Below are 26,329 nucleotides of genomic sequence, written 5' to 3' on the forward strand. Positions count from 1 at the left end.
CTCTTCCCCGCAACCATCGCCGCAGACACCGCCATGTTCTCATCGGACAAAGGCACATGTGCGTTACCGAGTCCTTTCACGCGTCCACCGGTGCGCTCAATTCACCTGATGGTCGATGTGATCATAAGCGCAAGTTTCAGCTCGCACACCTTCCTTGAAGTACCGGTACTTTCCATCGGGATATGCGATCTCCCAACCCAACAAGCCTCCGGAACGGGCTACATAGAACGTCAGCACCTTTCCAGCCTGTGGCGACCTGATCACATAGGTGGACACCGTTTGGGCGCCAGTCGAAAGCGCGCACTGGCCAACCAGCGCAAAATTTACGCCCTCACTCTCCCAGTGCGGCGCCAAGGATGAAGGCATATAGAAATAGAAGTAAGAAGATTTTACACACGCCCTGGAGGGGGGATTGTCACCGCAGGCAGAAAGCGAATTACGCTCTCCCAGCACCCTCATAGTCGCGCCCGAGTAATTAATGAACGAACTCATCCCATCGCCATTATCAACACCATCCTTGAAAAAAACGTCCCCTTGGACGTCCTTGGCAATTACCGAGCAAGATAACGATCCAAGAAGAATAAGCAGGAAGCACCCTACTTGCATGTTGCGCATTTTATTGACCTTTTCTCAAATGAGGAAAGCATCCCGTATGCAAAGCTATTCGCCATGGGCTCACGCTGCTCTGGCCCACTGCCTTGTCCGGCGGTATGCACATGACCGAACTCGTGGAGTATCGCAAAAGTCATCGCAACGGACCCACCCGCGAATGAGGCATTATGATATGAAAACGCCACGGACGGATCAGAAAACCTAACAATACCAAAACCAAGAAATACGACATCAGCAATCCCTGGATCCACGAATGCGCCCGTGCCCGGGTCCGTCAAAAACTCTACGTTCTCGGGATCCCAACGCCAAGAGGTGCTGTTCCAGCTAGAAATAATGCCGGCGTCTTTGGAGTACTCAACGCGCTTCTTTGCCCGGCCGAGCGCGTAATTTATGCTTGAGACGGCAGCAACATCCTCCTTCACCGGTTTCTCATCCTTGCCTACTCGTGGCGCAATGCTCTTGCTCTCTACCTTTGGAATTGCGGCCGCAGCTTGACCGGGCTCCTGATTGATACCCTGTACGCTCCCCGTTGGAATTCCGGGGTGATCCGCCATCGACGACATCCTGCCATCTGGATCCACAAACCGATATGGATTGCTGTCCGCGTACCTGTACCGATTGAACTGGCCAATCGGGTTGTTGTACGCCGTCACCGGATCAACAGACAAGAACCGCCCAACCTCCGGCTCATAGTACCGCTGCTGCATATAGTTAAGCCCAGTCTCTGCATCCTCCACATGCCCGGTATAACCGGGCCCTCCGGCCAACGGGCGGTTGATCACTTCACCGTATGGGCCGTAGACGGTGCGCTCAATGACCACGCCGCTCGCGTTGGTCACGGCCACGGGCGAGCCCAATGCGTCCGTGTGGATGTACTCCACCACCTCGGCTGCGTCTACGCGTGGCGCCACGCCAAAAACCGTCAACACTGCGCCCACCAAAGAAGCCACCAACTTCCCTGCATCTAAGGCACGATTCATGGCATCGGCTCCGCAACGAACGGATCGGACCAGGCAGAACAGCCTGCCGCATTGCAAGCCCTGACCCGGAAGGGGGTGCTGCTCGACATCTTGTTGACCTCCATGACGCAACTCATTCCCGAGGTCATGCAGGTGGCCGGACCGTCCAGCTCAAAGCCGAGCGAAGTGCCGTCGTCACCCCAGAAAGCGCTGTAGCGAGTCTTAAGTCCCGAGATGCGTTCGTACCACACCCATAATCCGAATGGCACCGGTGGCGGCATCTGCACCTGCACCTGCATCGTGCCGGACCAATCCGAGCACCCTGCCTCGTTACAGGCGGCCACCCGGTATTGGTGCGTGCCTTCCGGTCGCCCATACAACGCACGCTGAGTCGCGCCCTCATCGTGAATGGTTAACCAGCCGGCGCCTTGCAGCGCCTCCTGCAATCGATACGTGGTCGTCCAGCCAACGCCGCTCCAGCTCACCGTGTAGTTGCCGGAGTTGTTGATGCCGATGCCAACCAACTGTGGCGCATTGTCTGGTCGCAGGATCATCGTGGTGCTTGCCACCGGTGAATAGCCGCTGCAGCCGGCCGCGTTGCAGGCTTGTAGACGATACGCATAGCTTCCGCGACCCAGCGCTGTGATCGTTGCCTGTCCGTTACCCAGCCCTCCCTGTAAAGCCCAGGCACCACCACCGGCACTCTGTTCCAGACTGTAGGCGGTAGCCCCGGACACCAATGGCCAGGTCACGGTCACCGTGCCCCCGAGACTTACTGAGGAAACAGCCAGGCTGGGCGAAGATGGTGCGTAAAACACGTTCACCACCGCTTCTGCTGAGAGGGGCCCACAAGCGGAGCCATTGCAGGCCTGCGCCGTATACCGATACTGGCCTGCAGGACGCCCTATGTAGCTCTGGCTGGTCTGCGCAGCGTCCACGACAACCTGATAAGCACCACTGTTTGTGCTTTCTCGCAGCACGTAGCGCGTTGAACCACTGACAGCAGACCAGGTTACCGCGTAGCTCCCGTTGGGCGCTTGCGTTGGCGCTGCAACCGTCGGCGCAGACCCAGGCGGATTGGGTACATCCACCGATGCAGTGGTCGACCAGACCCCACAGCCGCCGTCGTTGCACGCGCGAACGCGGTAGCGGTAGATGCCGGGGGTGCGGCCACTCACACTGAAGCTCGTGGCATTGGCATTCAGCAGCTGATTCCACGCAGATCCAAATTCCTCGAGTTCATAGCGGGTCGCACGGGTAACTGCCGTCCAACTGACGGCATAACTCGCCGCGCCGCTCGCAGGCACGCTCAGGCTGGGCACGTTGACCGGCGCTGTATCGCGCTTGACCCGCGCGACCAGGCTACCAGCCAGGCTCACATACGACGTTGCAATGCCGGTGCGGTTGTCCTCCTGGTAGCGCAGCTGACCATCCTGACCATACAAAGAGACAATCATGCCTTTGCCCGGCGCGTCGGACAAAACCCGTCGCCCCTGCCAGTCGTATCGATAGGCTTCGGTTCCCGTTGCTCCACGCAGGCGGTTGCCGAAGTCGAACACGAACGGCTGGCCGTTCTTGATGCTCACGTTGCCCTGTGCGTCGTAGCCAAACCCCACCACTGTGGCGCCCCCCATCATGACGTTGGTCAGGCGATTTGATGCATCGTAGTAGTAAGAGGTCTGCTCCACACCGGCACCGCTGGTACGGGTAAGCCACGTGCGGTTATCGAGCGCGTCCAGACCGAAGGCTTCCTGACGCAGGTCAATCAGGTTGGCATTGGTCAGCCGGTCAAGCCCGTCGTACTGCATGTCGCGGTTGCCGCGATACTCCCCTGGCGTTGTGTAGGCATCACGTATGGCAGTGGTATTTCCATTCGCATCGTAGAGGAACGTTTGATCGATGACACCGACATCCGTGGATCGCGCAGGCGTCTGCCTCAGGTTCTGCTGCAGCACGTGCGTCACACCGTTTCCATAGGTAAATGATTTCATGCCGCCGTTTGGAAAATAGCTGACCTGCGTGGCATAGGTGCCCGCCTGGCTCGGCTGCCCAAGCGCGTTGGGAAGGAAGGCCACACTCAACCCATTGGGATACTGCAACGTTGAGAGCGATCCATTGGCGTCGTAACCGTAGCCCAGCGACAGCGAGGCAATGCCCAGCTGCAGTTGGGTTTCGGCGGTCATCATGCGACGCTTGTTATATGTGAAGCTGTTGACCACGTAGTTGGCGCGCGCATCGTTGTAAGTGGTGACCGTGCTAGCCAGACCGTCTGGGGTGTAGGACCAGTCCTGATCGCCATTGCCGTCAGGGAAGCGCAGCGTGAGCAGGCGATTTCGGCTGTCATAGCTGCGATCAACTCGGCGGCCGGAGCTGTCAGCCAGAGCGGTATCGCACGACGCGGCGGATACCAGGCTCAGGCCCGCGGCCGTCCAGGCAAGATTGCCTGCAGCATCGTAGCTGCTCACCGTTGCGCCAGTTTCCGGCTCGACCACCTTACACAGTTGCTGGTTGGCGTCGTAGACGTAGCGCCGGGTGAGCGACTTGTCGCCGCCTTGGTTGCGGCGGGTAATGGCCAGAGGCTTGCCCAGCACGTCCCGCTCGACTTGGGTGATCACACCTTCCGGCTGCTGGACTTCCAGCGGTGCGCCCGTGTCTGGCGCATCGAAGGTCTGGAACGTGGTGATGGTCGCTTGGCCACGGGGGTTAACCACTTGCTGGCGATATCCAGGCAAGTAGTCGGTCAGGGTAACCAGATCGCCCAGTTCGCTGTCCTGCACCACACCGGTGACACGCCCGAGCACGTCAAAGCTGGTCGAGATACCGACAGCGCCCTGGTCAGCCGACGAAGGATAGGACGTGAAGACCAGCTGACCGCGGTGGTTGTACGCCTGGCGTTTGAATCGCTGCGTCGCTAACTCATTGGCTGCGTCGTACTCACGGGTGACGATTGGGCGCCAAAGCGCATCGTAGTAGGTGATCGTGCGTGCGTTACCGGTTGCCGCCGTACGCCGCCAATGCCCTGCAGGGAGCCCGTATTCAGCCGCAGGTATTGCCTCGTATATCTGCGTGGTCGCATTCCACGCAACGGTGTCGTCGCCTGGGTGGTCAATCTGGGTGATCCTGCCCATGGCGTCGTAGCCGTACTGCGTGGTGAATCCATTCTGATCGCTCGTGGAGCGTATCCAACCCGCATCATCGACCGCAGCCGACTGCTGGGTAGCGTCGGGGAATCCGACAGTCTGTGGGATGCCACGCTTCCAGTTGGCAAGCGTGATCGTGTTGCCGCGCCCGTCCTTCACCGACGCCAGCGTGCCATCGGCGTGGTAGCCGAGCTCGTGCTTGAGCTTGCCGAACTGGTACTCAGCCGTCGCCCGTGCTAACGCGTCGTATTGCGTGCTGGTGGTGCTGATGCCGTTGACGGACGAGGAGGAAACCTGGCCCAGCACCCAATGCGCAGGAAAGTCCGCATAGACCGTGGTCGCCTGTCTGCTGCTGCCTCCTGTCGCGGTACTGGACTGGTTGACCGCGGTCCGACGCGCCAAGGCGTCCAGGCAAAGCGTCGCTCCACAGACAGCCACTTCGGAAAGGAAGTTGGCCCCATCCCGTGTGGTGACACTGCGTTTGAGTGGGCGCAACAAGGCGGTATTCCATTCATTGCCCATACCCACCAGGTCAAGGCCCACCGCCACCGGGAACTGCTGCTGGCTTGCTTCGGCGGCCGATACGTAGGTATTAGTCTGCGTCTCCAGAATGGTGCCCACGGCATCGCCTCGCTGCACCGCCAGCAGCTGGCCTTCGTTCAATTCGATGCCCGTGCCGTACTGGTAGCGAGTGACGCTGCCTTCTGGCCCTCGAACGATATTGAATTTGGTGTTTTCGTTCTCATCCCAGGAAGGCTGTCCCCACTCGTAGGACCAGTTCATCGTCGGAAGCCCCGGGCCACTGACGACCTTACTAGCAAGGGTGAACGACCAGTTGTAGTCCGGTACCCGCTTGTACCAGTAGGTTGGCGACTCCACCACGCAGGACTCAGGCACGTTGCTGCGATAATGCTGCCTGACCTCAAGCGTGTAGCTCGCTTGGGCACCCGAAGGCGCGACAATCGACAACCCGTAGCTGCCGCTCGGGTCGGCCAGGGATTCCGGACAGCCCGACGGATCGCCTTCGAGAGGCGGTGTCCATGCGGGCGGATTGATGACCAGCGCCCCCGTGGAAGCGTAGCTCCATGCGCTGCCATCTGGCTGGCGGACCGAGGCAAGCTTGGTGCCGGCGTAAGCGTAAGTCCATGTACCGACGCTACTACTGGCCGTTACGATGTTGGCGCCGGAGTATTCCAGCGTAATCTGTCGACCGTCGTTTGCGGTGATGGCGGTGAGCTTGTCACCGCTATACGTGAAGTTGACCCAGTTCCCGAAGCGGTCCTCGACGCGCGTGGCCAGAAGGTAAATGACCTGCCGAGCAACGTTAGTGCCGTTGCCGCGCCTAAGGCTGGCGTGCGGCTTGCTGATACCCCAATCGAACTGGTAGCGCATGCCGTCTGGTGAGATGGCGATAAACCCTTGGCCCGGATAGCCATTGGCCGTTGCAGGCTTGCACTGGAAGCGCCAGAAATCTTTGGTGATCCACCCAACGGTGCCTGCAGGCCCAGCCGGCACCTTTTCGCTGGGATTGATCAGCAGGGTGCGGCTGCCTCTACCGGGCACGCTAACCTGATAGCCGTTCCAGTAGTCCTCTGGACCGGTGAAGCCGGCCAGCGCCGGCTCCTGTGGCAGGCTGCAGCGCTGATCGACAGTACCACCGGCCGGTCGCCATCCGCCGGCTGCGGCGGCAAAAACACCCGACATAAAGGGCACATCGACGTCCCATTCGCCAAAGCCAAGCAGGTGCTGGCCGTTTAGGCGGGATCGATCATCCACATTGAGTTTGCGTCGCAACTCTACCGGTAGCCCGCTGTTTCCCGGGATGCTGATGTCAACGTTCTCAAACGTGGTGCTGCCGTTGAACAGGCTGACCTGCTCGCCAAACAGTGTGTCGGCGGACAGTACGCCCAGGTCTTTTGCACCGTTGATTCGCTCGATGGAGCGCTCGTGCAGGCCGTAGGAGCCGGGTGTTTGTGCGTGGGCAAATCCGAAAGACAAAGCGAGGCCGAGCCCGGCCAAATACCGCGCGACGTGCTGCATCCAGTTTTCCCCTGAGCCATTCCCTGCCGCCCCAGTTGCTGGGGCAGCTAGCGAGGAGCGTTGTAGCAACGAAAATGAATCGTTGTCAAACGACCCGGTGCAAGCGGCGCCGGGTCCGCGCTTCAGCCACCCATGGGGTGGCTCTACCGGATCGACGTGCCTGTCCGGTCACACGGTGCCGCGTCACGCCGCTTCGCGGACCCGCAGCGCGCGGCGTGCACGTACCGCTTCGGCCAGGCTTTCGAGCACCGCCAGCGAGCTGTCCCAGCCGATGCAGCCATCGGTGATGCTCTGGCCGTAGGTCAGCGGCTGCCCTTCGACCAGGTCCTGGCGGCCGGCGACCAGATGACTTTCCACCATCACGCCCACGATGCGCTCTTCGCCGTTGGCCAGCTGTGCGTTGATGTCGGCGATGACCTTGGGCTGGTTTTCCGGGTTCTTGCTGCTGTTGGCGTGGCTGGCATCGATCATGATGCGCGCCGCCAGGTGCGATTTGGCCAGGGTCTGGCTGGTCGCTTCCACGTGCGTGGCATCGTAGTTGGGCGTCTTGCCGCCGCGCAGGATGACGTGGCAATCCGGGTTGCCGGCGGTGGCCACGATGGCGGTGCCGCCCTCCTTGGTGACCGACAGGAAGTGGTGCGGATTGGAGGCCGCGCCGATCGCATCGGCGGCGATCTTGATGTTGCCGTCGGTGCCGTTCTTGAAGCCGACCGGGCACGACAGGCCCGAGGCCAGCTCGCGGTGCACCTGGCTTTCGGTGGTGCGCGCACCGATGGCGCCCCAGGCGACAAGATCGGCGATGTACTGCGGGGAGATCACGTCGAGGAACTCCACACCGGCCGGCAGGCCGAGCTTGTTGATGTCGCGCAACACGCCGCGCGCCACGCGCAGACCCTTGTTGATATTGAAGCTGCCGTCCAGGTCCGGGTCGTTGATCAGCCCCTTCCAGCCCACGGTGGTGCGCGGCTTTTCGAAGTACACGCGCATGACGATTTCCAGTTCGTCGGCGTAGGCATCGCGCAGTGGCTTGAGGCGCTGGGCGTACTCGATGGCGGCGACCGGGTCATGGATCGAGCACGGCCCGATCACCACGGCCAGGCGGTCGTCGCGGCCGTGCAGGATCTCGTGCAGGGCCGCGCGCGAGGCGCTGACCGTGGCCGAGGCTTCATCGTCGCAGGGCAGCATCGCCAGCAACTGGGCCGGCGGGGTCAACGGTTCGATCTTGCGGATGCGCAGGTCATCGGTGTGCGGGGGCATTGGGGGAAACTCCTTGGAAGTGGGGGTCCCCAGCGCGGCGGCAACAAAAAAGCCGCCAGGTGCGCTGGCGGCTTTCGGGAATGCGTCTGAAGGTTTCTTCAGGGTGAGCGCATGCCTTCCTCCGCCGGTGGCTTCGGAAAGTAATACCAAAAGTACGAATTGGCGGGGCGTGCGTTCATTGGGGAGTATTGATAGCACAGCTTTTGTGCGACGCAAAATGTTTCATTCGCAACTGGCCGGCAATGTTCAGCCGCTGCCCGGACTGCGTTATGCCTTGGGCAACGCGGCCAGCTCGGCCAGATGCTGCTGCAAACCACCCGCGCTGCCGGCGACATGCGTGGTGGTGAAATAGGTGTGCCAGCCCGTGGCATCGATCGCGGCGAGCAACGCATCGGCGTCCTGGCGTTCGTTGCATTGCCATACCGCGTAGAACTGCTCGGCACGGGTATGCGGCACGTCCTGGTCGATGGGCCCCATCGCCAACGGTTTGATCCTGGCCGGATCCACGTGCTGCATGCCTGCGCCGATGCGGGCGAAGAAGGCCGCCCGCGAGAGTGCGTCCAGCGCAGTCCACGCCGGGGTCGCGGTGTAGAGCTCGATCAACATGTAAGACATGGCATTCCCTGGGGTCAGAGCGAGCGCAGCGCGCGCTTGCGAATGTAGGTATTGGCAACGTGATCGGCATGCCGCAGCTGCCAGCCATCGCACAGCGCGCGCACCCAGTCCGGCTGGCTCTTGCCGGCATCGTTGAGCCAGTTGCCCACCGAGTCCTGCACGTAGCGCGATGGGTCGCAGCACAGGGCATCGAGCAGCGCCGCCGCGTGCTGTGGTTCCTGCTTGAGCAGCGCGATATGCGCTGCCCACACCCCGCGCGGGCGCAACGCTTCACACGCGAAGCGGCGCACGTTGGGCGAAGGATCGGCGGTCCACGGCTGCAGATGCGTCAGCACCCGCAGCGGCTCGGCGGCGATGTGCGGGCGTACGGCCAGCCACGCCCATTCGCGTACGCCGAAATGGGGATCGTCGGCCAGCGCGCGCATCGCGTCGAGTTTGTGTTCCAACGACAGGCGCGGGTCGCTGCCGATCAGGTAGCAGGCCCAGCCGCGCACGGTGTCGCTGGCATGCGTGGACCAGTGCGCCGCGTCGCCAAGCGCGTGCGCGCGCAGCAAGGTGGCCGCGCCCTGCATGCGCAGGGTGATGCCGCTGCTGGCGGCCTTGCGCATGTTGGCCACGGCGGCCGCTGGCAGCGATGGGGCGACGTTGCCCAGCAAGCGGGCGAAATCGACGGCGAGGATCTCGGCCAGGTGCGTGGCTTCGGCTTCGCCGCCATCGAGTCGGGCGCGGCGTTCGCGCGACAGCGCCTGTGGCTTCATTCGGCCCTCCCGGCATCGGTACGCGCCCAGATGCGGCATAGCATGCCGCTGAGCAGCGTACGTTCCTGCTCGCTGAGATCGGCGAACAGGGTACGGATCCACTGCGTGTGCCGGTCGAAGAGATCGAGCGCAAGGGCTTCCCCGGCGGCGGTGAGGCGCACGTGGACCCGGCGCTTGTCGGCCGGGTCCACATGGCGCTCCAGCAGCGCATCGCGCTCCAGCCCATCGAGCAGGCCGGTGACGGTGGCACGGGTAACCCCCGCACGCTCGGCCAGCTGATGCGGCGACAGTGCGTCGCCGGCGCCCTGCAGCAGGAACAGCAGTACGAAGCGGCCCTCGCTGAGACCCGAAGGCGCCAGCCGATGCGCGCAGTCCTGGTCGATCGCACTGGCCAGCGACAGCAGTTGGAAGCACTGCGTCAGGCCGTCGAGTTCGGGCTGGCCGCGACGCTTGAGCTCGGTCAGGAAAGCGTGGTGTTTGGGTTCGAGCACGATGCGCGGCGAATATGATTAGTCACCTAATCATATCGTCAACTGCGCGGACTGCAATCTCCATTGGCCCACGCGCCGCTGATTGGCGCTGGTGCGATCGCAATTCCCATCGCACACAAAAAAACCCCGCCTTTCGGCGGGGTTTTTGTCGTACTGCGGACGGTGAGTGCCAGCCAACGGTCGGCACCTACCGGACCGATGCGTGCCGGCGCAGGGCCGGCAGCGGCATCAGAAGTCCATGCCGCCCATGCCACCCATACCGCCCATGCCGCCGCCAGCAGCGCCAGCGCCGTCATCCTTCTTCGGGGCATCGGCCACCATGGCTTCGGTGGTGATCATCAGGCCAGCGATCGAGGCAGCGTTCTGCAGCGCCGAACGGGTCACCTTGGTCGGATCCAGGATGCCGAACTCCAGCATGTCGCCGAATTCGCCGGTCGCGGCGTTGTAGCCGAAGCTGCCGGTGCCTTCCTTGACGCGGTTGACGATGACCGACGGCTCTTCACCGGCGTTGGCCACGATTTCGCGCAGCGGGGCTTCCATCGCGCGCAGGGCGATCTGGATGCCGTGGTTCTGGTCTTCGTTGGCACCCTTCAGGCCGCTCAGCGCGGTAACGGCACGGACAAGCGCAACGCCGCCGCCCGGGACCACGCCTTCTTCAACGGCTGCACGGGTAGCGTGCAGGGCGTCGTCGACGCGATCCTTCTTTTCCTTCATTTCGATTTCGGTCGAGGCGCCGACCTTGATCACGGCAACGCCGCCGGCCAGCTTGGCCACGCGTTCCTGCAGCTTTTCGCGGTCGTAATCGGACGAGGTGTCTTCGATCTGGGTCTTGATCTGGGTGACACGCGATTCGATGTTGGCCTTCTCGCCGGCGCCATCGATGATCGTGGTGTTTTCCTTGGAGACCTGCACCTTCTTGGCGCGGCCCAGGTCCTTGATCGTCGCCTTTTCCAGCGACAGACCGATTTCCTCGGAGATCACGGTGCCGCCGGTCAGCACGGCCATGTCTTCCAGCATCGCCTTGCGGCGGTCGCCGAAGCCCGGTGCCTTGACGGCCACGACCTTGACGATGCCACGGATGGTGTTGACCACCAGGGTCGCCAGCGCTTCGCCTTCGATGTCTTCGGCGATGATCAGCAGCGGCTTGCCGGACTTGGCCACGCCTTCCAGCACGGGCAGCAGGTCGCGCACGTTGGAGATCTTCTTGTCGTGCAGCAGCACGTACGGATCGTCCAGGTCAGCGGTCTGCGACTGCTGGTTGTTGATGAAGTACGGGGACAGGTAGCCGCGGTCGAACTGCATGCCTTCGACGACGTCCAGCTCGTTTTCCAGGCCCGAGCCTTCTTCAACGGTGATCACGCCTTCCTTGGTCACGCGGCGCATCGCTTCGGCGATGATGTTGCCGATCGATTCGTCGGAGTTGGCCGAGATCGTACCGACCTGGGCGATCGCCTTGTCGTCGGTGGTCGGCTTGGAGATGTTCTTCAGCTCGGCAACGGCGGCGATGACGGCCTTGTCGATGCCACGCTTGAGGTCCATCGGGTTCATGCCGGCAGCAACGGCCTTGGCGCCTTCGCGGATCAGGGCCTGGGCCAGCACGGTGGCGGTGGTGGTGCCGTCGCCGGCGTCGTCGTTGGTGCGGGAAGCAACTTCCTTCACCATCTGCGCGCCCATGTTCTCGAACTTGTCAGCCAGTTCGATTTCCTTGGCGACAGACACGCCGTCCTTGGTGATGGTCGGGGCGCCGAAGCTCTTTTCGAGCACGACGTTGCGGCCCTTCGGGCCCAGGGTAGCCTTGACGGCATTGGCGAGCACGTTGACGCCGCGCACCATGCGCGAACGGGCATCTTCACCGAAACGAATATCTTTGGCAGCCATTGCGATTACCTTTTATGTGGCGCCGGGCCAGGCCCGGCTGCTTGAATGGGGGAGATTGCGGAAGCGCCGGCACGGGCCGGCGGCATCACTCAGCCGAGGATGGCGAGGATGTCGTCTTCGCGCAGGACCTTGTATTCGACGCCTTCGGACTTGTAGCTGCTGCCGGCGTACTGGCCGTAGATGACCTTGTCACCGACCTTCAGCGACGGCGCGCGGACGCTGCCGTTGTCCAGGGGCTTGCCCGGGCCGACGGCCACGACTTCACCCTTGGTCGACTTTTCCTTGGCGGAATCCGGAATCACGATGCCGCCGGACGAGATTTCGTCGGCTTCGATCGGCTTGACTACGACGCGGTCATGAAGCGGCTTGATGCTCATGTGAGACCCTTTTAAGTTGTTGATTGGTCTAGGAAAGTCTGGCGATGTTAGCAGTCACCCAGGGCGACTGCCAACCACGCTCACGAAAAAACCCGGCAGTGCGGGTACGGAGCAGAGATGGTGCTGGGCGCGCGCCTTTCAAGGGGGAGGGTCGAAATTTTTCCGGGGTGCGTTTGGTTGAAGGGCAAAGGCAAAGGCAAAGGCAAACGCAAAGGCAAAGCATCCTGGCTCCGTTCGGGATTGCCGCGAGCGTGAGGGCCCCGTAGCGGCCGGTAGGCCCCTGGCGCAAATGTCCCCCGGCCTGCGGCCTCCTCCTTTATTTTGCCCAGGAGCCTACCGGCCGCTACGGGGCTCGGCTGCGGAAAGAAGGCAGAAGCCAAGCGTGTCGGTGGGTCGGGCGCTGGGCCCCGATGCCCTTGGAGGCGAAATAAAGGAGGAGGCCGCCCTGCGGCCGGGGGCGTCGCCGGAAAGGGCATCGGGGCCCAGCGCCCGACCCACCGACTCCCGCTTGAGGCGAAATAAAGCACGAAGGGCGGCCGCAGCCCGACGCCGGGGGCGTCGGAAAGGGCAAGGGGGCCCAGTGCCCGATCCACCGACCGCCGCGCCTGGAAGAATTCAATGCGTGCTTCTGAGGGCGCCGCACAAGGGCGAAGAACCTTTTTTCAGGCGATCGACCGGCCAAGCGCATGGGCCGTGTCCAGGTGGGGTGCCGGGTCGGTGGTGTCCACCTCCAGCAGCAGCGTGGAGGACGCCACCGGCGCGCCGCAGTAGTCGAAGATGCCGGTGTCGATCTGGGTTTTCATCGCGCCGGTATAGCCGCGCTTGGTCCAGGTGCGCTCGTCCGCGCCGCCCAGGCCGACCAGGTGCACCTTCAGATGGCCGAGCTTCTTGACCACCCGGCCGTCGGCGTCGTCGTAGGCCCAACCATTGGAGAAGACCCGGTCGATCCAGCCCTTGAGCTGCGCAGGCATGGCCCACCAGTAGACCGGGAAGACCAGCACCAGTGCGTCGGCGCGGTCCAGGCGGGCCTGTTCGGCCAGGACATCCTGTGGAAACGGCTGCAGGCGATGGTGGCCGTCCAGGTCGGCCTGGGTGAAGCGGGGGTCGAATCCTTCGGCGCTCAGGTCGGCCCGTTCGACAGTGGCGTCGGGGTTGGCCGCGGTGATGCCGCTGGCGATACGGGCGGCAACGGCGTGGGTCAGTGAATTGGGGTTGGGGTGTGAGGTGACAATCAGGGTGTGCATGGGGCAGTCCGGCGAGGCGGGGAGAGGTGTATACTTTTAGTAAGTTACGACTCGTAAGTTACGATTGGTATATAGCCGTGTCAAGTACCGCTCCCGATCCGTCCGTGGACACCCCGCGTCGCAGGCTGACCCGCGCCGACCGGCACGCCCAGCTGCTGGCCGAAGCCTGGCGGCTGGTGCGCGAAGAGGGTACCGAGGCGCTGACGCTGGGGCGGCTGGCCGAGCAGGCCGGGGTGACCAAGCCGGTGGTCTACGACCACTTCGGCACCCGGGCCGGGCTGCTGGCCGCGCTCTACCGGGATTTCGACCAGCGCCAGGGGGCGGTGATGGACGCCGCGTTGGCGGGCAGCGGGCCAACCCTGCACGACAAGGCGCAGGTGATCGCGCAGTCCTACGTGGCCTGTGTGCAGACCCAGGGCCGCGAGATTCCAGGCGTGATCGCCGCGCTGGCCGGTTCGCCGGAGCTGGCCCGGATCAAGCGCGAGTACGAGGCGCTCTTCATCGCGCAATGCCGCGACCTGCTCGCGCCTTTCGCGCGCGGTGGCGTGCTGCCGTCGGCCGGCTTGTGGGGCATGCTCGGTGCGGCGGAAGGATTGTCGCTTGCTGCGGTCACTGGCGACATCACGCCGCTTCAGGCACAGCAGGAGTTGGCGGCGACGATCATGGCGATGGTGGAGCGCGCGTGATGGACACTGCAGCGGGCCGACATTGCCCGCGCCTGTCCGCGTCATGACCAATGCATCTTTGCTTATTGCCTGGATGCGCTGAAAGCGCGCGAAAAGGCCCTGTTTTCGGTAATGAATGAGACAGCGTCGTGGCAACGGCGTGGTTTGTCATGAATTGTTTAACCACATGTCGATGGCGTCTACGCATCTGCGCCCCGCACGCACGCGACGGTAACCTCGGCCCGACTACGGTGCATCCACCGGCATCATTTCGTTGCCGAACACCGGAGATGCACAGATGGGTACCAACCAGAACCCGCAGCAGAACCAGCAGAATCCGCAGGAACAGAAGAACAACCAGCCGGGCCAGCAGGGCCAGCAGCAGCAGCGCGATCCGCAGCGTCAGGGCCAGCAGCAACAGCAGGACCAGGACCAGAAGCGCGAGCGCAATGCCCAGCAGGGCAGCCAGGACGAAGAAGAATAAGTCGTCCGCGGTTCCCGCATTCGGCGAAGGCCCGGCCTCTGGTCGGGCCTTCGCATGTGTGGGGGTATGAAGGTTGCTCGCGTATCATGCACGGCCATTCCGCATCGACGGTGTCGGTGCCTCTGCACAGGATTGTCTGCATGTCTGTCGTCTTCCCGCGTTGCACGCTGCTGGCGCTTGCCCTTCTCGGTGCCGCTGCTGCAAGTGCGGCGCCTGCCGGTCGCGCGGCCATCGAACCGCTGCTCGAACAGAGCCCGGATGTGGCCTTCAGTCAAGGTGTGCAGGAGGGAAAGGCGCAGTTCCGTGGCCGCCTGCAGCAGTTCGCCAACGGCGATACGCTGCTGCGCGTGGGTGAGGGCGACGGCGAACCGGTGATGCTGATCGTGTGCTCGCAATCGGGTTGGATCAATCCGGTCGGCGAGACCGGCAGCGCCACGCCGTTGAGCGCCGAGCAGCTCAAGGCGGTGCGGATGATGCAGTACATGGGCACGCTCACCGGCGTGGCGATGGTGCAGGGTGTGGTGGGCGCCGAATGGGCGCTGCCGGCGTCTGCCGAACCGGTGTCCTCGACCGGTAGCCACGCATGGGCGTATGGCCGCGAACAGTTCGACATCACTGCCCGTCGGGTCGCGGGGCAGGGGCTGCAGCTGCGCACGGTCAAGACGTCCAACGGTGCGAACACACACACCTCCGACCCGGACGCCAGCTTCAGCACCGATGACGATCGCGCGGCGCGCCTGGCCGAGCTTGAACCGGTGGGCACCTGGCGCGAGCTGGTGATCGCCGACGGTGAGCGCCCGCCCGCGTTGCCGGCGGACATGTCGCTGAAGGGATGGCTGTCCAGCGGGGCTCAGGGAACGGTTGCGACGGTCGGCGAAGCGCGCCGCAACTGCAGCAAGGATTGACGCGCGCCTGTGCTGGGGCAGTCCTGGCGCGTGATCTATGTGATAAGCATTCGCATTTAGGTTAGACTGCGTCGTCCCCTTGTGAAGCGGGTTGTGCGGCTCCGCGCCGCTGCCCCCGAGTGCCCATGACGTTGTCCTTCGCGGCCCGCCGCCGATCGCCCGCCCTGCTGCCCCTGGCCGGTCTGATGCTCAGCCTGGCCTGCGCGATGCCGAGCGCGTCGGCGCAGCAGCGCAATCCGCAGCAGCGGGTCGGCGAGACGGTCTTCGTGCAGAAGGCCGAGAGCTACCGCTTCGAGCGATTCACCCTGGACAGTCCGGATGGACAGCGCCGCTGGCAGGTCAACGTCGGCATTCCCGTGCGCAGCGGCAAGGTGCCGGCGCCGGTGCTGTACATGCTCGACGGCAACGCGGCGGCGATGGTGATGGACCAGCCGCTGCTTGCCGAACTGGCGGCCAAGGCCGCGCCGGTGCTGGTGTTCATCGGCTACGACAATGACCTGCGCATCGATTCGCCGGCGCGCACCACCGATTACACCGCGTGGATCGACCGCGCCGACGATGAGGGGGGCAAGCCGACGGTGGTCGGTGGGGGTGCGTTCGCCTTCCAGGATCTGATCGAACGGCGGATCAAGCCGGAGGTGGAGAAGCGCGCCAGCATCGATCGGCAGCAGCAGGCGCTGTGGGGCCATTCGCTGGGGGGGCTGTTCGTGCTGAGCAGCCTGTACACACGGCCTGCCGCGTTCCAGTACTACCTCTCGGCGAGCCCGTCGCTGTGGTGGAACCAGGGCGCGCCGCTGGGCGACATGGAGCAGCAGTTCCTGGAGAACCAGCACGGCCAGCCTGCGAAGGTGTGGGTGATGCTGGGCGGTGCCGAGCGCAACGGTGACCGCGGCAACCGCGACATGGGCAACCCGCGCGTGGTCGCGCATCTGCGCCGCATCGGCGGGGCCACGCCGGATGCGGCGATGCAGTTGTCGCAGCGCCTGGCCAGGGTGCCCGGGCTGGACGTGCACTACCGCGAATTCGATGGGCTGGGCCACGGCCCGATGCTGTCCGCGTCGCTGCAGGCGACATTGAGCGTGTTGTATGGCGTGGGCGACCGCAGCCTGACCGCTGCTGCTGCGCAGCCCTGATCGTTTCTCGACATTCCGCACGCCGCGCGCGTGCAACCCGCTACCCAGGCTTCCCGTGCTACCTCGCACCGGCCCAGGCAACCGATGATCCACCGCGCATCGCGCGGTACCCGTGCAAGGAGCCTGTCATGTCGTTCCGTTCTTCTTTCCGTCTCACCACCCTGGCCGCCGGCCTGCTGCTGGCCGTAGCAGGCCATGCGCAGCCGGTGTTCGACCAGCCCGCCAGCGTGTTCAAGGGCAGCGTCGTCTCGCGGGGTGAGAATGTCGTCCCCGGCAGCACGGCCGAGGTGATCGGCCGCGGCTTCGTGCCGGGCCAGCACGTCAGCCTGGTGCGCGGTGAAACCGTGCTCAACGGCCAGCCGTTGACCGTCGATGCGGACGGCAACTTCAAGACCCAGCTGCAGATTCCGGCCGATGCGGTGCCGGGCACGCATCCGGTAGTGGTGCGCGCCAGCCAGCCGGCGGCGGCGACGGTGCTCAACCTGCGTGTGTCGCCGCAGCTGCCGCTGTCCGGGCAGGCGCGTTTTGCCACCCAGTCCAACAAACTCGTGCAGGGCCTGTATCAGTCGGCTTACAGCCCCAAGAGCAACGCGGTGTTTGTCACGTCGGCGGTGGGCCGCCCGCCGGTGACCCAGTCGCAGCTGCTCAAGGTCGACCCGAAGACGCTCAAGGTCATCAAGGCGATCACCCCGGCGCCGGTGCCCGACGCCAAGGGCGGCAGCGTGTTTGCGGTGTACGGCGTGGGCGTGGACGATGCCAACGGCAATGTGTGGGTGAGCAACACCCGCCAGGACACCCTGGCGGTGTATCGCCAGTCGGATCTCTCGCTGGTGCACCAGTTCCCGGTCGGCACCGTGCCGCACGCGCGCGACGTGGTGGTGGATGCCAGACACGGCAAGGTGTTTGCCTCGGCCACGGGTGAGGACCATCTGTCGGTGTTCGACGCGAAGACGCTCAAGCCGCTCGAACCGATCGCGTTGGCCTCGGGCGTGGACGACGAGAAATTCGTCCCGATGAGCCTGGTGCTGGATGAAGCCGGGGGCAAGCTGTTCACGGTCAGCATCGGCACCCCGGAAGCGGCGGTGATCGACGTGGCCAGTGGCAAGATCGACAAGGTCATCGACCTCGGCAATTCGATCAGTGCCTCGGGCGTGGCCCATGACGCGGAGCAGAACCGGCTGTATGTGGCCTCGCAGGGCACCGACAACCTGTTGATCGTCGATGTCGCCAGCGGCAAGGTGCTGCACGATGTGCCCGTCGGCGCCGGCGCGCTCAACGTCGCCTTCGATCCCAAGGCCGGCCTGGCCTACGTCACCAGCCGCGGCGCCGGCACCGTCACCGTGGTTGATCGCGGTGGCAAGGTGGTCGGCAATCTGGACGGCGGCACCTTCCCCAACCACGTGCGTGCCGACGGCAAGGGCAACGTGTTCGCAGTGAACAAGTCGCGCGGTGCCGACGACGCCAAGGGCGACCGCATCACCCGCATCGCGCTGCGCCAGCCGTAATCCACCGGGCAGGGCGGCCGCCGGTCGTCCTGCCGAAGGAGCAATGAATGAAATCAAGGGTATCCCTGCGGCTGTTGCCGCTCGCGATGACGGTCGCCCTGGCCGCGTGCAGTGGCCCGGCTACGCCGCCGGCCGGTGAGGCCGGCGCGCCGACGGCAGCGGCCAACGCCGCATCGCCTTCTACCGACCTGTTGCCTGCCGGGTGGGCGCGTGTGGACGGCGGCGCACTGCCGAGCCTGATCGGGCAGACCGCTGTGTTGCCTGCGACGGTGCGCTCCGATGACGGCGCCGACGTCGAGGTGGACGACACCGGCCGCATCATCGTCGGCGGCGATGACGTGATCGCGGTGATCGATGCGTTGGGGCTGGGCAAACAGGTGTTCGCCGCGCCCAGGAACACCACGACCGATTCCGGTCGCGCCGCGCCGCATCAGTTCCTGTTCAACCGCACCACGGGCGTGGAAGGGGTGTTGAGCCTGCACGGCTCGCTGTTCCTGGGCAACAGCCTGCGGCGGCATACCGAACTGGCGCAGAAACTGCGCGCGGTGGGCGAGCCGGCGGTGGTGGTCGATGACCTGCAGCCGGCCCCGGACAAGGTGCGCAAGATCGCCGCCGCCCTCGGCCTTGCCGCTGCCGGCCAACAGCTGGGCGCGCAGGTGCAGCAGCAACTGGATGAAGCCGCCGCCATCGGCAAGGGCATCGGCCGTGCGCCGCGCGTGATCCATGTGTCGGCGACCGGCGCCGGTGGTGCCCCGACCGTGGCCGGCGCGGACAGTGCGTCGGCCAAGCTGATCGCCCTCGCGGGTGGCCTGAACATCGGTACCGAGGCGGGCGTGGCCAACTATTCGGCGCTGAGCAACGAGGGCGTGGTGGCGGCGGCACCGGAGGTGATCCTGGTGACCGAGCACGATCTGGCCTTGTTCGGTGGTGCCGAGGGGCTATGGAAAGCCTATCCCACCCTGAAGCAGACCCCGGCCGGCCAGGCCAACCGGGTCTGGGTGATGCCGGACGTGCAGCTCAAATACGCCAGCGTCGGTTCCGGCGTGGGTGCGTTGGCGTTGGCGAAGGCGTTGGCGGCGCTGCCGCCGGCATGAGTCCGGCCGATCGCCGCCGTCGCCGCGGTCGCGGCATGCTGCTGCTGGCTGCCGGCGTGCTGCTGCTTGCGGTGCTGGCCTCGTTCGCGGTGGGGCCGTTGCGGTTGCCGCCACTGGAGGTACTGCAGGCGATCGGGGTGAAGCTGGGGCTGGTGGAGCCGCATGCGGTCAGTGGCCGTGATATGGCCGTGGTCTGGCAGCTGCGCATTCCGCGCGCCCTGCTGGGGGCGATGGTGGGCGCGGCACTGGCGATGGCCGGCGCCAGCCTGCAGGGCTTGTTCGGCAATCCTCTGGCCGACCCGGGCATCGTGGGCGTCAGTCAGGGGGCGGCGCTTGGTGCGGTGGCGGCGATCGTGCTGGGGGCGGCCGGTGCCGCCGGCTGGATCGTGCCGGTGGCGGCCTTCGCCGGTGCGACGTTGGCGATCAGCCTGACCTACGCGTTGGCCCGGCCCGGCAAGGGCAGCGGCAATGCCACGTTGCTGCTGGTGGGCATCGCGATGGCGGCGTTCTGCTCGGCGGTGATCGGTTTTCTGACCTACATCGCCAGCGAGAGCGAACTGCAGTCGCTGGTGTTCTGGCAGATGGGTTCGCTGGCACGCGCGAGCTGGTCGGATGTGATCGCGGTGGCGCCGCTGTTCGCGATCGGGGTGTTCGCGTTGCGCCGGCTGGCCACGCCGCTGGACATGCTGGCGCTGGGGGAGCGCCAGGCGCAGCACCTGGGTCTGGACGTGGCGCGCACGCGGCGGCGGTTGGTCGCCTTCAGTGCGCTGCTGGTCGGTGCGGCGGTGGCGTTCGCCGGTTCGGTGAGCTTTGTCGGGTTGGTGGTACCGCACGTGGCGCGCATGCTGGTCGGGCCGGGGCATCGCTGGTTGCTGCCGGTGTCGGGCGTGCTGGGGGCGGTGCTTATCGTGATTGCCGATACCGCCGCGCGCACGCTGGATCCGCCTGCGGAAATTCCGCTGGGCCTGTTCTCGGCGGCGCTGGGCGCGCCGTTCTTCCTGTGGCTGGTGCTGCAGCAGCGCCGCAAGGACGCGCCATGAGCGTGTTGCTGCACATGCGCGGGGTGGTCGTGCGCCGCCAGCAGCGCGAAATCCTGCACGGCATCGCGCTGGATTTCGTGCCTGGCACGGTGACCGCGCTGGTCGGTCCGAACGGGGCGGGCAAGTCGACCCTGCTGGCGGTGGCGGCCGGCGACCTGCATGCCGACGAAGGGCAGGTAATGCTGCAGGGAAGGCCGTTGGCCGACTACCGCGCCGGCCCGCTGGCGCGCGAGCGCGCGGTGATGCCGCAGGAACACGGCGTGCGGTTTGCCTTCAGCGTGGAAGAGGTGGTCGCCATGGGGCGGTTGCCGCACCCGCCCGATCCTGCGCTGGATGAGGTGCAGGTGGAGCGCGCGATCGATGCGGCCGAGCTGCAAGCGCTGCGCCAGCGCGAGGTGCAGCAGTTGTCCGGCGGCGAATCGGCGCGGACCACCTTCGCACGCGTGCTTGCGCAACACACGCCGCTGCTGTTGCTGGACGAACCGACCGCCGCGCTGGACCTGCGCCACCAGGAACGCACGCTGCGCAGCGTGCGCGCCCTGGCCGACGCCGGTGCGTGCGTGATCGTGGTGTTGCACGACTTGAATCTGGCGGCCGGACATGCCGATCGCATCGTGCTGCTGGAGCAGGGCAGGGTAGCGGCCGATGGCACGCCGGCGCAGGTGTTGACCGAAGCCAACCTCGGCCGCGTCTACCAGCAGCCGGTAATCGTGCTGCAGCACCCGCAGCGCGGCGTGCCGCTGGTGGTGGTCGCCGACCCTACGTAGAGCCGACCGTTGGTCGGCTGCGCCGCATTCGCGATCAGCGCCATCGTAGAGCCGACCGTTGGTCGGCTTCTCAGGACGCCGAACCCATCGCCGGGCGGTGCTGGCCGTTGGCCGGCTTCTCGCACTGCCATGGGTTCATGAGGAGCCGGCCAGCGGCCGGCACTACCCCCCCCCGGAGGTATTTTCGCGCCGGCGTTGGCCCGCGCGGCCGCTGGCGCCCGAAGCTGATTACCAGCCGAACGTCGCCGTGGCCATGACCGTGCGGCCGCTGCCGTAGTAGCACGACGACACGCCGGTGCAGGTGGACACAAAACGCTTGTCGGCCAGGTTGCTGGCGTTGAGCGCGAGCTGCACCTCGGTGCTGCCGATGCGGCCCAGGTCGTAGCGCAGCGCAGCGTCGAACAGGGTGTAGGACGGGATGCGATACAGGTTGGCGCTGTCGCCGTAGCTGACGCCGTTGTAGCGCGCGCCTGCGGCCACGCTCAGTCCGCGCAATGCCCCGCCCTGGAAGGTGTAGTCGGCCCAGAACGACGCGCTGTAGTCGGGCACCATCGCCAGTTCCCGGCCGTTGTAGGCGGCCGAACGGGTCATCTCCGAGTCCATGCGCGAGGCCGCACCGATCAGGCTGAAGCCTTCGATCGGGGTGATCCGGCCTTCCAGTTCGATACCGCGCACCCGCCCTTCGTCGCCCTGGATCGAGCAGGTGGCGGTGCCGGTGGCGCCGCAGTTGCGGTGGCTGGCCACCGGATCGTCGACGATCATGTTCTGCTGGCGCAGGTCGTACACCGCCAGGGTCACCAGGCCATCCACCGAGGCCGGCTGATACTTCAAACCCGCTTCCCACTGCGATCCGGTGACCGGCTCGAATGCGGTGTGGGTGAAGCTGTCCAGCGGCGACTTGGTCGAGGGCTGGAAGGATTCGGCATAGCTCACATACGGGGTGAGGCCGTTGTCGAACACATACAGCAGGCCGGCGCGGCCGGTGAAGGCCTCGCTTTTGATCACGCTGTGGCCGCCCGGGGTGGAGATGCCGGTGGCAATGTTGCGGTTGGCGCTGGTGCTGTCGTCCTTGGTCCAGTCATAGCGGCCGCCGAGGGTGAGGCGCCAGTTGGCCAGTGCGATCTGATCCTGCAGGTAGACGCCGCTCTGGCGGTTGACCCCGGCGGTCGGCGTTTCGGTGCTGACCGTGGGCACGTAGCGGGCATACACCGGGTTGAAGATGTCGATCGGGCGCGGGCTGCTCATCGCGCTGCGCACGCCGTCCCAGTCGGCGCGTTGCCAGTCCCAGCCCAGCAGCACGGTATGGTCGGCCGCGCCGGTGGCGAAGCGCGCCTGCAGGCGGGTGTCGACGGTGTCGCCATCCGAATTGCCGGTGCCCATCACGCCGCGTCGGTTCTGGGTGCGGCCATCGGCATTGAGCGCGCCGAAGGTGACCACGCCGCGGTACAGCGAATCCACGTGGGTGCGGCGCGCGCTCTGGGTAAGCGTGAGGTGGTCGTTGAACGCGTGTTCGAACATCCAGCCGGCCGTCCACAACGTACGGTCGAAGGTGTTCCAGCCGGGCTCGCCGATGAAGGTGCTGTTCTTCATGTAGCCGTAGCGGGTCGGGTTGAGCGTGCCGGCCGCGGGCAGGAACTGGTACGTGGAGCCGCCATCATCCTTCTGGTACATGCCCAGCAGGGTCACGCGGGTGCGCTTGGCGACCTGCCAGGTGTAGCTGGGCGCAAGGAACCAGTGCTTCTGTTCGGTGTGCTGGATCTGGGTATCGCCATCGCGGTACAGGCCGACCAGCCGGAACAGGTGATCGTTGCCTGCGGTGCCGGCGCCGACATCGAAGGCGGCGCTGTACTGGCCATTGGCATCCAGCCCCAGGCGCAGCTGTTGCTGCTGATCCGGCGTGGGGGTCTTGCTGACCTGGTTGACCATGCCACCCGGGGCGACCTGGCCGTACATCACCGCCGAGGGGCCCTTGAGCACTTCCACGCGCTCCAGGTTCCAGCTGTCGAACATGCTCCGGTTCCACTGGCTGCCCTGCGGCGCGCGCAGGCCATCCAGCGTCACGTTGTTGGCCCAGCTGCCGGCATCGAAGCCGCGGATGCGGAAGTCGTCCACCCGGTTGTCGATGCCGCTGCTTTCCAGGCTGACGCCGGCCACGTAGCGCATCGCATCGTTGAGCGACCGCACCCCGCGCGCGTCCAGTTCGGCGCGCTCGATCACCGACACCGACTGCGGCGTCTCGGCGATGCTGGTGCTGGTCTTGGTCGCGCCGCTGGCGCTGTTCGCGGCGCGGTAGGCATTGACCCGAACGGCGTCCAGGTCGGTGGCGGTCTGCGCGTGGGCAGGGAGTGCGCCGGCCATGGCCAGGACGCAGGCGAAGGCGAGCAGGTCGGGTCGCAACCGGCGGGAGGTTTCAGCGAAGACGGGCATGGCAGGGGCTCTGGGACACGGAAGGGGCGCAGGCGCTGGCCTTTCGCGCGCGGCCTGCAGCCGCCACCAGCGTCGTTGCGTCGCCGGGGCGACGTTGCCCGCTGCATTCTAGGCATTTTCACAACATATGCAATTGCGACACATTCGCATATACGAGACTGCGATGCGTGTTTATTGGTTTGCCAGATGGATCAGGGGGTAGGGCGGTCACCTCATCGTTCCACTCATGAGTGCAATAACCGCTTGCGCATCACGTGGCGAGGTCTAGAATGCGCCCATCACCCGAGTACCTCCGCCATGACCTCGATGCCGCTCCTGACGTTTTTTACCCAGACCCGCGAAAGCGCGGAACGGGCGCGTCTGCCCTGCGGCTCATCAGGCGGCTGACCGGTTTCCGGTCACCCTGAAAGACCCCAGACAGAGCGCCCAACCGGGCGCTCTTTTCGTTTCAGCGCTTCATGAACCCTGCAAAGGAGAACGTGCCATGCACCAGATCGCCGAGCCCCAAACCTGGCCGCACGCCCGTTAGCCAACGGCGGCGTGCGGCTCCTCGATGTTGGCGACGAGAGCATTCACCATGAACACCACGACCCACACCCTTTCCCACTGGCGCAACCTGGGCATCATCGCCCACATCGACGCCGGCAAAACCACCCTCACCGAACGCCTGCTGTGGAAAACCGGCGAGATCCGCCGCGTCGGCGAAGTCCATGATGGCGCGGCGACCACCGATTTCTCGGCGATCGAGCGCGAGCGTGGCATCACCATCGGCGCTGCCGCCGTGCAGGCGCATTGGGCGCCGCGCGGTGGCGACGACCACCGGCTGACCCTGATCGACACGCCCGGACACATCGATTTCGCGATCGAAGTGGAGCGCTCCCTGCGCGTGCTCGATGGCGCGGTCGCGGTGTTCTCCGCGGTTGATGGCGTGCAGCCGCAGTCCGAGACGGTCTGGCACCAGGCCCGTCGTCACGGCGTGCCGCTGATCGCCTACGTCAACAAGATGGATCGCATCGGCGCCTCGTTCGACCGTGTGCTGGGCCAGCTGCAGGATAAGCTGCAGGCGCGTCCGTGGGCGATCGGCTGGCCGCTGGGCGACGAAAACCACTTCCACGGCTGGGTCGATTTCATCGCCCGGCAGATCGTGGAATGGGACGACGCCGGCAATCCGACCCGCAGCGACTGGAGCGCCGATGAGCAGGCGCAGTGGCAGCCGTATCGCCTGCGTCTGATCGAAGCGGTGGCCGACCATGATGATGTGCTGGCCGATACCTGGCTGGCCGGTGGCAGCGTGGATGACGCGCTGCTGCGCGACGCGCTGCGCCGGGCCACGTTGGCCGGTGCCGGTGTGCCGGTGCTGGCCGGTGCGGCGTTCAAGAGCAAGGGCATCGACACATTGCTGGATGCGATCGTCGATTTCCTGCCGTCGCCGCTGGACCGCCCGGCCGTGGTTGCGATGCGGGGTGAGAGCGAGGTGCTGTTGCCGCCGGACCCGAAGGGGCCGCTGGCGGCGCTGCTGTTCAAGATCACCCACCAGGCGCATGCGGCGCTGAGTTTCGTGCGCGTGTACTCGGGCACCTTGAAGGTGGGCGATCAGGTGGCCAGCTCGCAGCACGCACAGGGCCGGCGCATCAGCCGTCTGGTGCGGGTGCAGGCCGACCAGACCCACGACATCACCGAGGCGGTTGCCGGTGACATCGTGGCGGTGATCGGCTGGAAGGATGCGGTGAGCGGTGAAACGCTCAGCGCGCCGTCGGCGCCGCTGCTGCTGGATGCCATCCACGCGCAACACGCGGTATTGGCGTGGCGCCTGAACGCGGACAAGGCGTCCGACCTGCTCCGGATGAGCCAGGGCCTGTCGAGCCTGGCGCAGGAAGATCCCTCGTTCCGCGTCGCTACCGATGCGGTAACCGGGGAGACGCTGATCTGGGGCATGGGCGAGCTGCACCTGGAAGTGATGGTGGAGCGCCTGCGCAGCGAGTGGAACGTGCCGGTCAAGGTGGGCGCGCCTCGCGTGGCCTACCAGGAAGCGCCGGCGCGGGCAGTGCAGGGCGTGGAAGGGAGGGTGGTCAAGCAGACCGGTGGCCAGGGTCAGTTCGCCCGGGTGCTGATCGAGGTGACGCCCACCGGCGACGATGCGGTGCGCTTCATCGACCGCACGGTCGGCGGGGTGATTCCCAAGGCGTTCGTGGCGGCCGTGGAGAAGGGCGTGCGTGCGGCGCTGGAAGAAGGTCCACGCGGGCATCCGGTGGTCGGGATCGAGGTGACGCTGACCGACGGACAGACCCACGCCAAGGATTCCTCGGAGATGGCCTTCCACCGCGCCGGCAGCGAGGCGGTGAAGGCGGCGCTGGCCACGGCCGGCACGCGTCTGCTGGAGCCGGTGATGGAGGTGGCCATCCACGCCCCGTCGGCCCATGTCGGCGACGTGGTGGGCGATCTCAACCGTCGCAGCGGGCGGGTGGCGTCGATCGAAGACCACGGTGCACAGGTGGAGGTGCTGGGCTATGCGCCGCTGGCGCGGCTGGCCGGCTACACCACCTCGCTGCGCTCGCTGACCCAGGGACGCGCGTCGAGCGACATGCGCTTCAGTGGGTATGAGGAAGTGCAGGCGGCCTGAGCGATGGGTTGCCCCGTGCCGCTGCCGGCCGCGGAGCGGCTTGCGGGCAGGTGTCGCAGAGGTGGGTGAAGAGGGGCCGGGCAACCGGCCCCTTCTTTTTTGGGCGCTTCTGCCGAGGGAGCGGAACGTGCTGTTCGCAATGGCCAGGTAGGGCGCGCAGCGTTTGTCCGCGCGGGTTTTTTCCGCGCGCGCGTGGGGAAACTCGGGTTGTCGAAGGAGAGCGCCGCGGTTTTCGGCATTTACCTCACATGAACCAATCCGTGGGCGCCGGGCAGTTTCGTATTAGTTGTATTGGGTTGCGCAACGCGATCCGGAGAA

At 65.4% G+C, this 26,329-nt stretch carries 20 protein-coding genes; 9 read left to right on the top strand and 11 right to left on the bottom strand.

The window, feature by feature from the left end; genetic code table 11:
- Window positions 1-96: 96 nt before the first annotated feature.
- The 10 genes from RTO53_RS04570 to RTO53_RS04615 form a co-directional block, all read right to left on the bottom strand.
- A complete protein-coding gene (locus RTO53_RS04570) occupies window positions 97-615 on the bottom strand; it encodes a hypothetical protein (protein WP_312236692.1) in 519 nt (172 codons plus the stop codon).
- The gene (locus tag RTO53_RS04575) at window positions 597-1,592 is read right to left on the bottom strand and encodes an RHS repeat-associated core domain-containing protein (RefSeq protein WP_312236693.1); all 996 of its coding nucleotides are present in this window, start codon (window positions 1,590-1,592) and stop codon (window positions 597-599) included. Before RTO53_RS04575 ends, RTO53_RS04570 begins: the two co-directional genes overlap by 19 nt.
- On the bottom strand, window positions 1,589-6,751 hold the full coding sequence (locus tag RTO53_RS04580) for an RHS repeat protein (RefSeq protein ID WP_312236694.1): 5,163 nt from the start codon (window positions 6,749-6,751) through the stop codon (window positions 1,589-1,591). Before RTO53_RS04580 ends, RTO53_RS04575 begins: the two co-directional genes overlap by 4 nt.
- A gap of 183 nt (window positions 6,752-6,934) precedes the next feature.
- Window positions 6,935-8,008, bottom strand: a complete 1,074-nt coding sequence (gene aroG, locus RTO53_RS04585) for a 3-deoxy-7-phosphoheptulonate synthase AroG (RefSeq protein ID WP_312236695.1) — start codon at window positions 8,006-8,008, stop codon at window positions 6,935-6,937.
- Window positions 8,009-8,275: 267 nt separating this feature from the next.
- Window positions 8,276-8,623 (bottom strand): DUF6616 family protein, encoded by a 348-nt coding sequence (locus RTO53_RS04590; RefSeq protein WP_312236696.1) that lies wholly within the window; start codon window positions 8,621-8,623, stop codon window positions 8,276-8,278.
- A gap of 14 nt (window positions 8,624-8,637) precedes the next feature.
- Window positions 8,638-9,381, bottom strand: coding sequence for a DNA alkylation repair protein (locus RTO53_RS04595; protein WP_312236697.1), 744 nt, complete (start codon window positions 9,379-9,381; stop codon window positions 8,638-8,640).
- Window positions 9,378-9,872, bottom strand: coding sequence for a MarR family transcriptional regulator (locus RTO53_RS04600; protein WP_312236698.1), 495 nt, complete (start codon window positions 9,870-9,872; stop codon window positions 9,378-9,380). The genes RTO53_RS04595 and RTO53_RS04600 overlap by 4 nt, the downstream gene beginning before the upstream one ends.
- A gap of 228 nt (window positions 9,873-10,100) precedes the next feature.
- Complete coding sequence (gene groL / locus RTO53_RS04605) at window positions 10,101-11,750, bottom strand: chaperonin GroEL (RefSeq protein ID WP_312236699.1); 1,650 nt, start codon at window positions 11,748-11,750, stop codon at window positions 10,101-10,103.
- 89 nt (window positions 11,751-11,839) lie between these two features.
- Entirely contained in the window at window positions 11,840-12,127 is a 288-nt protein-coding gene (locus tag RTO53_RS04610) for a co-chaperone GroES (RefSeq protein ID WP_256775965.1), read from the bottom strand.
- A 662-nt stretch (window positions 12,128-12,789) separates the two neighbouring features.
- Entirely contained in the window at window positions 12,790-13,371 is a 582-nt protein-coding gene (locus RTO53_RS04615) for an NAD(P)H-dependent oxidoreductase (RefSeq protein ID WP_312236700.1), read from the bottom strand.
- 77 nt (window positions 13,372-13,448) lie between these two features.
- On the opposite strand from RTO53_RS04615, the gene RTO53_RS04620 reads away from it, so the two are divergent.
- From RTO53_RS04620 to RTO53_RS04655, 8 genes are all read left to right on the top strand, one after another.
- The gene (locus tag RTO53_RS04620) at window positions 13,449-14,057 is read left to right on the top strand and encodes a TetR/AcrR family transcriptional regulator (RefSeq protein ID WP_312236701.1); all 609 of its coding nucleotides are present in this window, start codon (window positions 13,449-13,451) and stop codon (window positions 14,055-14,057) included.
- Between the two features lie 277 nt (window positions 14,058-14,334).
- Window positions 14,335-14,520, top strand: a complete 186-nt coding sequence (locus RTO53_RS04625) for a hypothetical protein (RefSeq protein ID WP_312236702.1) — start codon at window positions 14,335-14,337, stop codon at window positions 14,518-14,520.
- A gap of 140 nt (window positions 14,521-14,660) precedes the next feature.
- On the top strand, window positions 14,661-15,425 hold the full coding sequence (locus tag RTO53_RS04630) for a hypothetical protein (RefSeq protein WP_312236703.1): 765 nt from the start codon (window positions 14,661-14,663) through the stop codon (window positions 15,423-15,425).
- Window positions 15,426-15,550: 125 nt separating this feature from the next.
- Complete coding sequence (locus RTO53_RS04635) at window positions 15,551-16,558, top strand: alpha/beta hydrolase-fold protein (RefSeq protein ID WP_312236704.1); 1,008 nt, start codon at window positions 15,551-15,553, stop codon at window positions 16,556-16,558.
- Between the two features lie 128 nt (window positions 16,559-16,686).
- Entirely contained in the window at window positions 16,687-18,063 is a 1,377-nt protein-coding gene (locus tag RTO53_RS04640) for an ATP-binding protein (RefSeq protein WP_312236705.1), read from the top strand.
- 47 nt (window positions 18,064-18,110) lie between these two features.
- Window positions 18,111-19,157 carry an ABC transporter substrate-binding protein gene (locus RTO53_RS04645; RefSeq protein ID WP_312236706.1) on the top strand — a complete coding sequence of 349 codons (1,047 nt, stop codon included), beginning with the start codon at window positions 18,111-18,113 and terminating at the stop codon, window positions 19,155-19,157.
- Entirely contained in the window at window positions 19,154-20,197 is a 1,044-nt protein-coding gene (locus tag RTO53_RS04650) for an iron ABC transporter permease (RefSeq protein ID WP_312236707.1), read from the top strand. The genes RTO53_RS04645 and RTO53_RS04650 overlap by 4 nt, the downstream gene beginning before the upstream one ends.
- Complete coding sequence (locus tag RTO53_RS04655; protein ID WP_312236708.1) at window positions 20,194-20,964, top strand: heme ABC transporter ATP-binding protein; 771 nt, start codon at window positions 20,194-20,196, stop codon at window positions 20,962-20,964. The genes RTO53_RS04650 and RTO53_RS04655 overlap by 4 nt, the downstream gene beginning before the upstream one ends.
- A 228-nt stretch (window positions 20,965-21,192) precedes the next feature.
- Here RTO53_RS04655 and RTO53_RS04660 read toward each other — a convergent pair whose 3' ends face one another.
- The gene (locus RTO53_RS04660; RefSeq protein WP_312236709.1) at window positions 21,193-23,391 is read right to left on the bottom strand and encodes a TonB-dependent siderophore receptor; all 2,199 of its coding nucleotides are present in this window, start codon (window positions 23,389-23,391) and stop codon (window positions 21,193-21,195) included.
- A gap of 577 nt (window positions 23,392-23,968) precedes the next feature.
- Here RTO53_RS04660 and fusA point away from each other — a divergent pair.
- Entirely contained in the window at window positions 23,969-26,011 is a 2,043-nt protein-coding gene (gene fusA, locus RTO53_RS04665) for an elongation factor G (RefSeq protein WP_312236710.1), read from the top strand.
- Window positions 26,012-26,329 lie beyond the last annotated feature (318 nt).

It is taken from the genome of Stenotrophomonas sp., from assembly GCF_031995405.1.
GTDB lineage: Bacteria > Pseudomonadota > Gammaproteobacteria > Xanthomonadales > Xanthomonadaceae > Stenotrophomonas.